This window comes from Polaribacter sp. MED152, assembly GCF_000152945.2.
Taxonomy (GTDB): domain Bacteria; phylum Bacteroidota; class Bacteroidia; order Flavobacteriales; family Flavobacteriaceae; genus Polaribacter.
Genome location: NC_020830.1, coordinates 679,453 through 691,836, shown reverse-complemented (window position 1 = coordinate 691,836; position 12,384 = coordinate 679,453). Strand labels below are relative to the sequence as shown.

Below are 12,384 nucleotides of genomic sequence, written 5' to 3'. Positions count from 1 at the left end.
TGAAATTATGAAAACCATAAAAATTATATTAGGTATAATTACAGCGTTAGTTTTAGCATTTTTTGCGACAGGCTTATTAGTAAAAGAAACAAACTATGAAGCTAAAGTTTCTGTGAACGAGCCTTTAGCTGAAGTTTTTAAAACTTTTAATACCACAGAAAATGTGAAGAATTGGATTCCTGAAATTAAATCTGTAAAGACTATAAATGAAAATGTAGGTAAAACAGGTAGTAGCTATAAAATAGTTTTAGACAACCAAGGTCAAGAAATTACAATGACAGAGAAGGTGATGGCTTATGTACCTAATGAAAAAGTTACCCTATTTTTTGATGCAGAAAATATGCTAAAGAAAGATGATTATGTTTTTACCGAAAATAATGGAATAACCACTATAACTTTAAATTCAAGCTGCAGAAGCGATTCTTATATTATGGCTTGCATGTTTCCATATTTTAAGTCTACTTTTCAAGATCAAGATCAAGGCTATTTGAATAATTTTAAAACGTATATTGAAAATAAATAATTCATTTTGATTAAAGCTAATTATAAAAAGTATATTCTAAATTTTAATAATCCAAGTGGTACTTCTCGTGGAATTTTAAGAACTAAAGAAACCTATTTTATCATTTTAAATGAGAATGATAAAATTGGAGTAGGAGAAACAGGCTTGTTTCGAGGCTTAAGTATAGATGATGTTTCTAATTACGAAGAAAAATTAACTTGGGTTTGTAACAATATCAACAAAGATTTAGATTTTTTATTAGAAGAGCTTGTGCATTATCCATCTATTCAATTTGGTATAGAACAGGCTTTTTTATCTTTAAAAAGTAAAAATAAGTTTGAGTTATTTCCTTCTAATTTTACACAGGGTAAAAGTGCTATACCTATTAATGGTTTAGTTTGGATGGGAGATAAAGAGTTCATGAAAACCCAAATTAAGGAAAAGTTAGCATCAGGTTTTTCATGTATAAAAATGAAAATTGGAGCCATTGATTTTGATACTGAAATTGACTTACTAAAATCCATTCGAAAAGAATTTTCATCAAAAGAAATAGAGCTTAGGGTAGATGCAAATGGGGCATTTGACCCAAGTACTGCTCTAGAAAAATTAAAAGTATTATCAGAATTAGAAATTCACTCAATTGAGCAGCCAATTAAACAAGGTCAATTACAAGAAATGGCTGAATTATGTGAAGTAACTCCTTTAGCAATTGCTTTAGATGAAGAATTGATAGGTGTATTTTCTAAGGAGGCTAAAAGCAATCTAATTCAAACCATAAAGCCTCAATATATTATTTTAAAACCTAGTTTGGTTGGCGGATTTGCAGGTAGTACTGAATGGATTAACTTAGCAGAAGAAAATGATTGTGGTTGGTGGATAACTTCTGCCTTAGAAAGTAATGTAGGTTTAAATGCAATAGCACAATTTACTTACACTTTAAATAGTAATTTGCCTCAAGGTTTAGGTACTGGAAGTTTATTTACCAATAATATTCAAAGTCCTTTAGAAGTTAAAAAAGGTACATTGCAATACAATACAAGTTTAAATTGGAATTTTAATTATTAATATGAATTACATACAACAAGCATACAAAGGAGAATTAGGAATGTGGAAATATTTAATTATTCCATTTTTATTTTTTGGTCTAATGTTTCTAAATTTTCTAGCAATGATGGTTCTAGATTTAGATGTTGATAAAATAATTCAAACAGAAATAGAAAATAAAGGGGCAACACGTTTCTTAATTGAAAGTCTCATTCCGTTTGCAGTTGGTTTGGCTGCAGTTTTATTATGGACAAAATATGTGCATCAACAATCATTAACATCATTAACTACTTCTAGAAAAAAAATAGATTGGAAAAGAGTGTTTTTTGCATTTTTCTTATGGGGTGCTGTAACAACAGCCTTTTTAATGATTGATTATTTTGTATCTCCAGAAAATTATCAATGGAATTTTAACCTTAACAAGTTTTTAGTCTTACTAGTAGTTGCAGTACTATTAATTCCATTACAAACTAGCTTTGAAGAATATTTATTTAGAGGATATTTAATGCAAGGCTTAGGTGTTGCAACAAAAACTAGGTGGTTTCCTTTAATTTTTACATCGGTTGTATTTGGTGTTTTACATATTGCAAATCCTGAAGTAAGCAAGTTAGGGTATGAATTACTCATCTACTATATTGGTACAGGCTTCTTTTTAGGTATTTTAACCTTGATGGATGAAGGTTTAGAATTAGCACTGGGATTCCATGCAGCAAATAACCTGTTTACTGCTGTTTTAGTAACTGCAGATTGGACCGTTTTTCAAACAGATTCTGTTTTAATTGATATGTCAGAACCAGCTTTAGGGGCTGATGTTTACCTACCTGTTTTTGTGATTTTCCCAATCTTGCTATTCGTGTTTGCTAAAAAATACAAGTGGTCTAATTGGTCAGAAAAACTATTTGGTAAAATAGAAAAACCTGTTACTTTAACTGATAATTAATTAGTTACAAGACATAATTGTGAAGAACAAAATTCATCCAAATTTTAAATTGAATGGTAGGTCATTTTCCAATGAAGGTGATTTGTGCAATTATGCCAAAAAAGTTTCCTTAGGAACGAGCTTGTTCTTAGAAGAGTGGTTTAACAGTGAAACATATGTAATTGTTAATACTTCTGGCTCTACAGGTAAGCCTAAGGCAATTCAATTGCAAAAAAACTTTATGATTAATTCAGTACAGGCAACAGGTGCTTATTTTAATCTAGAAGCCACAACTAAAGCATTATTATGTTTACCTATTAGTTATATAGCAGGTAAAATGATGTTGATAAGAGCAGTAACTTTAGGATGGCATTTAGATATAGTTGAATCCAATTCTTCACCATTACAAAATATTAATACAGTATACGATTTTTCTGCTATGGTGCCTTTGCAAGTAGAAAATTCCTTGTCTAATTTGGACTTGATTGATACTTTAATTGTAGGTGGAGGAGCAATTTCTAATACTCTTTATCAAAAACTACAAAAGGTTTCAACAACTGTTTTTGCTACCTATGGTATGACAGAAACAATTACCCATATTGCAGTACAAAAAGTAAATAATGAAAAAACTGGCCTTAAATTACCTATACAAAGGGCATTCTTTAAAGCTTTACCTGATGTAGATTTTTTTATAGATCAAAGAAATTGTTTGGTTATCAAAGCTCCAAAAGTTGCTAAAGAAACTGTATTTACAAATGATGTAGTTCAATTAATATCAGAAAATGAATTTGAGTGGTTAGGTCGGTTTGATAATATAATCAATTCTGGAGGCGTTAAACTAAATCCAGAGCAAATAGAGAAGAAGTTAGGTCAATTAATAACCAACCGATTTTTTGTTTCAGGAATTCCTGATGAAAAATTAGGAGAAAAATTAATTTTAATTGTTGAAGGTGCAGCAAATTGTATTGCAATCGATCAAATAAAAAATTTTTCTACCTTAACTAAGTTTGAAATTCCTAAGAAGATTTACTTTCTAGATCAATTTACAGAAACATCAACAGGTAAGATTCAACGAACTGAAACAATGAAAAAGATTACCTTAAGTAGTTAGTTTTTAAATAACCATTCTAAAGTCAGCTCATCTAGATATCCATCTGCAAGCAGATTGTTTTTTTCTTCGAAAGCCTTAATTGCATTTAAAGTTTCAATTCTATAAACGCCATCTATTCTTACAGTTTCCCCTTGTTCAACCAACTTTTTCTGTACCTCATAAATAATAGCGTTTTTTTCACCATTATATAATTTGGTATTGGTTTTAAACAAAGACTTTATCAACTGAGCATGCTGCTCATTGTTATATTTTTCTAAGCTAATGCCATTCAATTCTAAAAATTGTATTTCTTTATTGTTTTTTCCTTCAGCTTTTAATTCCAATGAATTATGAAGTTTAGCTTCATAGAATTTAACTAATGCTAATTTATCAGCGAATTTTTTAACAGCATCTTTTGTTTCTAAATCTTCATCTTCAGGAGCTCTAACATCAATATCATTGGCAGTCCATTGTAATTTTACATAGCTATTTAAGTCTTCTACAGCTTTATAGTAGTTACTAATCAGTTCTTGATTGTAGTAGTTTAAATCTATTTTTTGATCTGATTTATAATCCACATTTGGCGAATTGTATCTTTTGTAATCACTATATTCTCCATAGCCAATTACTGCAGCTATTATTAGAAGTAAAAAAATAATAATTTGTTTCATCAGTCTAAAGCTATTCTTTTTAGTAGTAACAAATGTATTAAAACTTTTTTAAGGAATAATTACAGTTGAATAGTGTTAATAATTTATGTAAATAAGATAATTTAGTAGCTCAGCTGTAATATCTTTGTAAATCAAAATTTTTGTAGTGTCAGCCAAAAAAAATAAGAAAAATAAATTTCGTTATCTAAGAAGGTTTCTTAGGGTGTTTTTGGGTGTTTTATTTTTTTTAATTCTATTGTTACTTTTTATTAGAAGTCCTTGGGGTCAAGATATTATTGTAGATAAAGCAACAAACTACATATCTAGTAAAACCAACACAGTAGTAGATATTGATAAAGCTTTCATCACTTTTGATGGTAATCTGGAATTAGATGGTTTGTATTTAGAAGATGAAAAAGGTGATACACTTATTTATTCGAAAACTTTAGAAGCAAACTTACCTATTTGGGGTTTAATAAATGGCACTGCCATTGGTGTTGATAATGTTGAATGGACAGGATTAAAGGCAAATATTCAAAGGCAAGATACTATTAAGGGTTATAATTTTCAGTTTTTATTAGATGCTTTTGCAACTCAAAATTCAAATACTGTACCTCAAGATACCACAAGTACATCTCCAGAAATTATTTTAGGTAGCTTTGAGTTGAATGATTTTGATATTGTTTATGATGATATTCCTTTAGGAATTAAAAGTAGTTTTAAAATAGGCGAATTATCTACAGAAGTTCAAAAGTTTGATATCGACAATATGATTTTTGAGACAAGTGGTATCAACTTATCTAGTTCAAATATTCAATTTGAACAATTACCAGTGCTACTAATTTCTTCAGAAGAAGTGCCTCTCCCTAATCTTTTTGCAACCTATATAGATATTGAGAATACCAAGCTATTGTATAAAGATCAAGTAAATCAAATAGCCGCAAATTTAGATTTGACCAACTTTGAAGCAAATTCTCCAAGAATCAATTTAGAGAATGCAATTTTTGATATTAATTCAGTTAGTTTAAAAAACTCAACTGTAGATATTAATATGTCCAGCCAACCAAATGAAAACAAAGCTTCGAAAAGTGCTTTTGAATGGCCAGAAATAGTATTAAATTTAGATGATTTATCCTTAGAAAACAATGCAATTTCTTATGTTGTAAACAATCAGAAGATAGATGAGAACATATTTAATCCGGATGCAGTTTCATTTACAAACCTAAATTTAAAAGCTAAAAACATTAGTTTTAAAGATAAAAAAGGAGAACTTTCTGTAAATACTTTAAACTTTAGAGAAAGCTCTGGATTAAATTTAAATCAATTAAAGTTTCAAACTTCTATTTCAGACTCTAAATTAGTTGTAAATAATTTCTACTTTAAATTAAAAGATAGCAAGGTTGGTGGTGATTTAAAGATGGATTACTCATCTATCAACAAATTAATTGATGCACCTAACAATGCTTTTTTAGCACTTAACTTACCAACCATCCAATTAGACTTAAAGCAATTATTAAACTTTCAACCAGCATTAAAAAGCAATCCATACGTTTTAGAATTGAGTAAAAAACCAGTCAAGGGTTCTGTTTTTGCAAAAGGTAATTTGGCCAACATCACCTTAGAAAAAAGTAATATTAATTGGGGAACAGATACAACTATTTTTGTTGATGGTAATATTCTTAATGCTACCAATTCTAATGTTTTGCAAGTTAATCTCCCAAATTTAAAAGCGACAACAACTAGAACAGATATTTTAAAATTTATCAATGAAAAAGATTTTGGAATTCAACTTCCAGAAGAAATTGCAATACGTGGTTCTGTAAATGGAGGATTGGAAAATATTAATACCGATCTAATTTTAAAGTCTTCTCAAGGTTTAATTGCAATTAATGGTCAGTTTAAAAATAAAGAAATTATTGATTTCGATGCTACCATTAAAGTAGATCAATATCAAGTAAATAAGCTTTTACAAAATGATCAAATAGGGGCAATTAGTTTAGACTTAAAAGCTTCAGGAAGTGGAAATTCATTGAATAATTTAGATGCTACTGTAAATGCAACTATTTCAGATTTCGCCTATAACAACTATGCTATTAATGATGTAGTATTGTCAGGCGAATTTAATAATGGTTTGGGTGAGTTTTCATCAAACTATAAAGATGAAAATTTAAACTTTAACTTAGATGCCCAAGTTGAATTAGACAGCACAAATACTAATGCCAATTTAGATTTAGATATTATTGGTGCAGATTTAGGTGGTTTAGGTTTAATGCAAAGAAATATTAAAACAGGTATGGATATTTCTGCTAGTTTTAATGGAAACCTAGAGGCGTATCAAGTTGATGCTAATATTAAAAATGGAGTGGTTGTTTATGATAATGACACTTTTCTATTAGGGCAAATTACAGCAAATGGTTTTACCAATAAAGACACTACAGTTGTTAATTTAAATAACAAAATGGTAGATTTAAAGTTAGAGTCTAACACAGATCCACAAACGTTTGCAACATCATTACAAAAACATATAGAAAGTTATTTCTACAGAGATGTAGTTGCAACAGACACTATTAAAAACCCTGTAAACATTAAATTTAGAGGTAAAATTTCTCAAACTCCATTGTTAGAAGATGTATTTCTAGTTAATTTAAAAGATATTGATACTGTAGATATTGTCTTAGATTTTAATGAGATAGAAAGAAAATTAGATGCGGAAATAACAGCTCCTCATATAAATTATAGTGGTAATGAGCTAGATAGTTTGGCTTTTACAATGAATACAGATAAAGAAAGCTTCAATTTTGAGCTTGGATTTAAAGGTATTAAAGCTACACCTTTTAGAGTGCCACAAACTAAAATTACAGGTAAACAAGTAAATAATGAGCTTGATTTAACTTTTAAAGGTTTTGATAAGGAAGAAACTTTAATGAATGTTGCTGCCAAAATTACAGGTAGTCGTGAACGTTTGGTTTTTAGTGTAGATCCAAATAATTTGATTTTAAATAAGTCAAATTGGAATATTCCTTCTGATAATAGGATGATCTTCGTAAATAACAATCAACTTAGTTTTAACAATTTTAAGATTGATAAAAACAAACAATCTATTGCAATTACAGACAAAGCAGATAATATTCAAAAAACTCATGTTGCTATTAACTATAAAAATTTCAAAATAAGTGAAGTACTTAATTATTTGAATCCTGATAAGCAAATCGCAAACGGAATTTTAAACGGAACTTTTATTTTAGAGGAGCCATTTAACGATACAGGAATTGTTGCAGATTTAAAAGTAGATCAATTTAAAGTACTAAAAACAGATTTAGGAAAGCTTTCTATAGATGCAAAATCTTTAGGTGGAAATAAGTACGATTTTAATGCAAACTTAAAAGAAGGCGATATCAATTTAGAATTAGTGGGTGATTACGTAGTTGCAAATAATGATGCTAATTTAAACTTAGATATCAAACTTAATGAGTTTAAAATGAAAGCCCTAAATACACTTTCATTGGGTGAAATAAAAGATACAAATGGTAGTTTCTCTGGCGATTTTAAGGTTACAGGTACAGTATCAAATCCAAATTATAAAGGAAACTTAAACTTTAACAATGCAGATTTTACAATTAAAAAGCTAAACACCAAATTTTCTTTGCAAAATGAAAACTTACGTTTAGATAATGAAGGTCTGTATTTATCTAAGTTTACTATTTTAGATGCCAATAGAAATTCTTTAGTATTATCGGGTAAAATCTTAACAGAAAGTTTTATTAATCCTGAATTTGATTTACAATTAAGAGCTAAAGATTTTAGGCTTTTAAATGCCAAAAAAGAAGATAATCCATCATTGTATGGTTTAGCTACTTTTAATGCGAATGCAGATTTAACTGGAGATTTGCAAATACCAAAATTATCTGCTAACGTAACTCTAGGTTCAGATACCAATGTTACTTATGTTTTGCCAACTGCTTATGCAAGTGTAGAAAATAGAGATGATGTTGTGGTTTTTGTAAATAGAGAAAATCCGGATGCAATTCTTACGCAAACCGAAGAAAAGTCGGCTGTAATTACGGGCTTTGATATTTTTGCAAAATTAAATGTAAATAAAGAAGCATCTGTAACTGTAGTAATTGATGAGGATACAGGAGATAATTTTAATGTTTCTGGTGATGGAGAATTTATTTTTAACATGGTGCCAAATGGAAGATTATCTTTAACAGGAACTTTCGAAATTGCTTCTGGGCATTATGAATTAAATCTTTATGGTTTGGTAAATAGAAGATTTAATCTAGCTACTGGAGGTAGAGTTTCTTGGTCTGGAGATCCTTTTGATGCTAGTTTAGATGTAAGTGCCATATATAAAATAGAAACCACAGCATCACCATTAATGGCCGCTCAAATTTCTGATGAAGATCCATCAGTAAAAAATAAATTCAAGCAAGTTTTGCCATTTAATGTTTATCTAAATATCGATGGCGATTTATTACAGCCTAAGATATCTTTTAATTTAGATATGCCAGAAGATGAACAAGGTGCAATTGGAGGTCAAGTTTATGGCAGAGTGCAGCAGGTAAATCAGCAAGAAGAGGAATTGAATAAACAGGTGTTTTCGCTGTTAGTTTTAAATAGATTTTATCCAGATTCTGGTAGTGATGGTAGTTCTGGTGGTTTTGCAACCATAGCTAGAGATAATTTGAATGATGCTGTTTCTGGACAATTAAATGCATTTTCAGACAAAATATTAGGCAATTCTGGAATTGAGTTAGATTTTGATTTAAACAGTTATACAGATTACCAAGGTACATACGCTACAGACAGAACTCAATTAGGAGTAACTGCTCAGAAAAAGTTATTTAATGATCGTTTAACTGTTAGGGTAGGTAGTGATGTCGATTTGCAAGGTAGTAGCCAAACAGGAGATGAAACTCCGTTAATTGGTAATGTAAGTTTAGAGTACAAATTGTCTGAAGATGGTAGATATCGTTTAAAAGGTTTTAGAAAAAGTGAATTTGAAAATGTTATTGATGGGCAAACCATAGTTAATGGAATTGCGCTTATATTCACACAAGAGTTTAATCAATTTAGAGAACTTTGGGATGCAATTTTTAAAGCCCAGAATGAAAAAGCAGAGAAAGAAAAGGAGCTAGCAGATAAAAAGTTAGAGGAGAAAGAAGATAAAATTGATAAAAGTTTAGAAAAGAAAAAAAACTAATCATTGAAAAAAATAATTAAAAATAGTCTCTTTTTTAGTAGCATATTATTTATGGTATATTCTTGTAGCATTAACAAATTTATACCTGAAGGCGAACGCCTTTATACAGGCGCAGAAATAGAAATGGATGCTGATTCTGCAGTACCTCAAGTAGCGCAGTTAAAAGAAAATCTTAGACAAGTTTTAAGACCTGAACCCAACTCTAAGTTTTTAGGTATGCACTTGGGTTTGTACTACTATTATAAAAATGAGCAAGGAAAGACCAATTTTATTAATAAATGGTTGTTTAAGCAATTAGGTGAAGAGCCAGTTTATCAATCTGATGTAGAGAATTTAGAGGTAGAAGACATTCTTTTAAATAGATTAGAAAACAGTGGATTCTTTTATAGCTCTGCAACTTCATCATTTACAGAATCAGAGAAAAGAGCATCTGTTTTATATCAACTAAAAATTAAAGAACCTTATACTTTAGCCAATTATCAAGTTGATAGTTTTACTAAACCAATTTTTAATGACATTAAAAAGCTTACTGCAAAGTCTCCTTTTGAAAAGAATATGCGTTTCGATTTGGGGAATTTAAAGTTAGAAAGGCAACGTTTAGATAATGAGTTGAAAGACTTAGGCTATTATAATTTTAATAATAACTTTTTAATTTTTGAGGCAGATACAAATCAATACAAGAATAAGAAATTCGATCTTTTTTTGAAATTAAAAAAGGATGTGCCTGAGAAAGCTATCATTCCTTATAAGGTAAAAACTATCAATGTTTACCCAAATTATAATTTAAGAGATTCTACAACTAATATTTCAAAACGCTTTGAAGAGAAAAATTACTATCAAAATGAAGAATTTTTCAAGCCTAAATATTTAGATGATTTTATCACACTAAAAGAAGGTGACTATTACAATCCTGATAATTCAAAAAATACGGCAAGACGCCTATCTACAATAGGTGCTTATAAATATGTAAATATTCAGTACAAAGAATTAGATACCCTTGCAGATGATAATGAAGGTGCATTAGAAGCCAATATCTTTTTATCACCATTAACCAAACGTGCGCTTCGTGCAGAGTTGCAAGCTGTTACTAAATCTAACAATTTTGCTGGTCCAACTCTTGGTTTGGTTTTTAGTAACAGAAATCTTTTTGGAGGAGGAGAGACCTTAAATATAAGTTCTAGTATTGGGTATGAAACCCAAGTTTCATCAGGAGATAATTCAGGTTTAAGTAGTTTAGAATTAGAATTAAAAACAGAATTAATTTTTCCTAGAGTAATTGCTCCGTTTTCAATTAACGAAGATTTTTTTGAATATTCCATACCTAAAACAAAAACAAGTTTAAGTGCAACATATTTAAATCGTAGTCAGTTATATACCTTATTATCAGGAACTGCACTTTTTGGTTATGTGTGGAATGCAAACAAATACATAACCTATGAGGTAAATCCTATTTCTGTTAATTACACAAGGTTGTCTAACACCACACCAGAATTTGATCAAATTTTAGCAGACAACCCATTTTTAGCAAGAAGTTTTGAACAGCAATTTATTTCTGGTTTAACTTTTTCATTTACGTATAACGAAATGTTAGCCGCAAAAAGAACCCATCAATTTTTCTTTAATTCAACAATTGATGTTGCAGGAAATTCAATAAGTCTATTAGGTAAAGAAACTACAACAGGTCAGCCAAAAGAATTTTTAGGTTTGCAATATGCACAATATGCAAAGGCAGATGTAGATTTTAGATATCATTTTAATTTTGGTGATAAGTATGCTCAAACCATTGCAACACGTTTATTTGCTGGTTATGGTTTGGCTTATGGTAATTCTGATGTTGTACCTTTTGTAAAACAATATTTTTCTGGAGGTCCATATAGTGTAAGAGCCTTTAATACTAGATCTTTAGGCCCAGGTACTTATACAGATACAAACAATCAAAACAGTACTTCTTTTTTTGATAGAACTGGTAATATTAGGTTGGAAGCTAATGTAGAATATCGCTTTCCTATTTACTCTTTTTTTAAAGGTGCCTTTTTTGTTGATGCTGGTAATGTATGGAACTCAAATGAAAATCCGGCTTTTAATGGTAATGATAAATTTACATCTAACTTCTTAAATGAATTAGGAATGGGTGCAGGTTTAGGACTAAGGATTGATGTGCAAGGTTTTGTAATTCGTTTTGATTTAGCAGCACCATTTCATGACCCAGCTTTGCCTGAAGGAGAACGCTTAGATTTTAGGTTAGATGAACCTGTATTTAATTTTGCAATAGGTTATTCTTTCTAAGGTTAAAATCCGCTAGAAACTTTCTTTAAACCATTTTCATTAGCAACACTAATGCTTTTGCCTTTCATTTCAATATAGCCCTTTTTCTTAAATTCAGACAATAAACGAATTGCAGATTCTGTGGCTGTACCTATAATATTGGCAATATCCTCTCTGGATAAATGAATGTCTAGATTGCCTTCTTCTGTGGTTCCAAATTTGGTTTGTAGTTTTAAAAGTGTCTCAGCCAATCGTTGTTTTACACTTTTCTGTGCCATATCAACAATTAAATTATCTGCATTTTTAAGAGAGTTTGCCATATTTTTTAAAACATCCATTGTAAAGTTCTGATTTTTCTCTAAATCTTTAACAATTTCACTTTTTGGTATAAAACACACTTCTAAATCTTCTAGAGCAACAGCATTTAAATTAGAAACTTCTTCAGTTAATAAACTGCGTTCACCAATTAAATCGCCTTTTTTAATCAAGTTTACTATTTGATTTTTTCCATTGTCACTAATTTTAGAAACTTTACAAATACCATCTTTGATACAGAAAACTCCATTAATATGCTCACCCTCAATAAATAAAGGCTCACCTTTTTTAATAATTTTAGAGGTTTTGCAAGCAGACATTCTTATTAATTCATCTTTAGAAAGATGTTTTAGAGAATTAAATTGACGAACAATACATTGTTCACATTTACTCATA

The 12,384-nt window shown here is 29.6% G+C and carries 8 protein-coding genes; 6 read left to right on the top strand and 2 right to left on the bottom strand.

What is annotated here, in order from left to right:
- The first annotated feature begins 7 nt into the window (after nucleotides 1–7).
- From MED152_RS03225 to MED152_RS03210, 4 genes are read left to right on the top strand one after another with little or no spacing between them, the layout of a single operon-like run.
- Nucleotides 8–523 (top strand): SRPBCC family protein, encoded by a 516-nt coding sequence (locus MED152_RS03225; protein ID WP_015480422.1) that lies wholly within the window; start codon nucleotides 8–10, stop codon nucleotides 521–523.
- Between the two features lie 9 nt (nucleotides 524–532).
- Nucleotides 533–1,567 (top strand): o-succinylbenzoate synthase, encoded by a 1,035-nt coding sequence (locus tag MED152_RS03220; protein WP_187288772.1) that lies wholly within the window; start codon nucleotides 533–535, stop codon nucleotides 1,565–1,567.
- A 1-nt stretch (nucleotide 1,568) separates the two neighbouring features.
- Entirely contained in the window at nucleotides 1,569–2,486 is a 918-nt protein-coding gene (locus tag MED152_RS03215) for a CPBP family intramembrane glutamic endopeptidase (RefSeq protein ID WP_015480420.1), read from the top strand.
- Nucleotides 2,487–2,505: 19 nt separating this feature from the next.
- Complete coding sequence (locus MED152_RS03210; RefSeq protein WP_368085808.1) at nucleotides 2,506–3,576, top strand: AMP-binding protein; 1,071 nt, start codon at nucleotides 2,506–2,508, stop codon at nucleotides 3,574–3,576.
- Here MED152_RS03210 and MED152_RS03205 read toward each other — a convergent pair.
- The gene (locus MED152_RS03205; protein ID WP_015480418.1) at nucleotides 3,573–4,226 is read right to left on the bottom strand and encodes a peptidoglycan-binding protein; all 654 of its coding nucleotides are present in this window, start codon (nucleotides 4,224–4,226) and stop codon (nucleotides 3,573–3,575) included. The two genes, MED152_RS03210 and MED152_RS03205, sit on opposite strands and share 4 nt — an antisense overlap.
- Nucleotides 4,227–4,461: 235 nt before the next feature.
- Between MED152_RS03205 and MED152_RS03200 the strand changes: the two genes are divergently transcribed.
- Together MED152_RS03200 and MED152_RS03195 are read left to right on the top strand one after the other, a co-directional pair.
- Nucleotides 4,462–9,408 carry a translocation/assembly module TamB domain-containing protein gene (locus MED152_RS03200; RefSeq protein ID WP_238559153.1) on the top strand — a complete coding sequence of 1,649 codons (4,947 nt, stop codon included), beginning with the start codon at nucleotides 4,462–4,464 and terminating at the stop codon, nucleotides 9,406–9,408.
- Nucleotides 9,409–9,459: 51 nt separating this feature from the next.
- The gene (locus MED152_RS03195) at nucleotides 9,460–11,694 is read left to right on the top strand and encodes a BamA/TamA family outer membrane protein (protein WP_015480416.1); all 2,235 of its coding nucleotides are present in this window, start codon (nucleotides 9,460–9,462) and stop codon (nucleotides 11,692–11,694) included.
- 2 nt (nucleotides 11,695–11,696) lie between these two features.
- On the opposite strand, the gene MED152_RS03190 is transcribed toward MED152_RS03195, so the two are convergent.
- On the bottom strand, nucleotides 11,697–12,383 hold the full coding sequence (locus tag MED152_RS03190; RefSeq protein WP_041383344.1) for a Crp/Fnr family transcriptional regulator: 687 nt from the start codon (nucleotides 12,381–12,383) through the stop codon (nucleotides 11,697–11,699).
- Nucleotide 12,384 lies beyond the last annotated feature (1 nt).

Coding starts and splice junctions, on each gene's coding strand:
- MED152_RS03225 (WP_015480422.1), top strand. CDS start 8: ATGAAAACCATAAAAATTATATTAGGTATAATTACAGCGTTAGTTTTA.
- MED152_RS03215 (WP_015480420.1), top strand. CDS start 1,569: ATGAATTACATACAACAAGCATACAAAGGAGAATTAGGAATGTGGAAA.
- MED152_RS03205 (WP_015480418.1), bottom strand. CDS start 4,226: ATGAAACAAATTATTATTTTTTTACTTCTAATAATAGCTGCAGTAATT.
- MED152_RS03195 (WP_015480416.1), top strand. CDS start 9,460: ATGGTATATTCTTGTAGCATTAACAAATTTATACCTGAAGGCGAACGC.
- MED152_RS03190 (WP_041383344.1), bottom strand. CDS start 12,383: ATGAGTAAATGTGAACAATGTATTGTTCGTCAATTTAATTCTCTAAAA.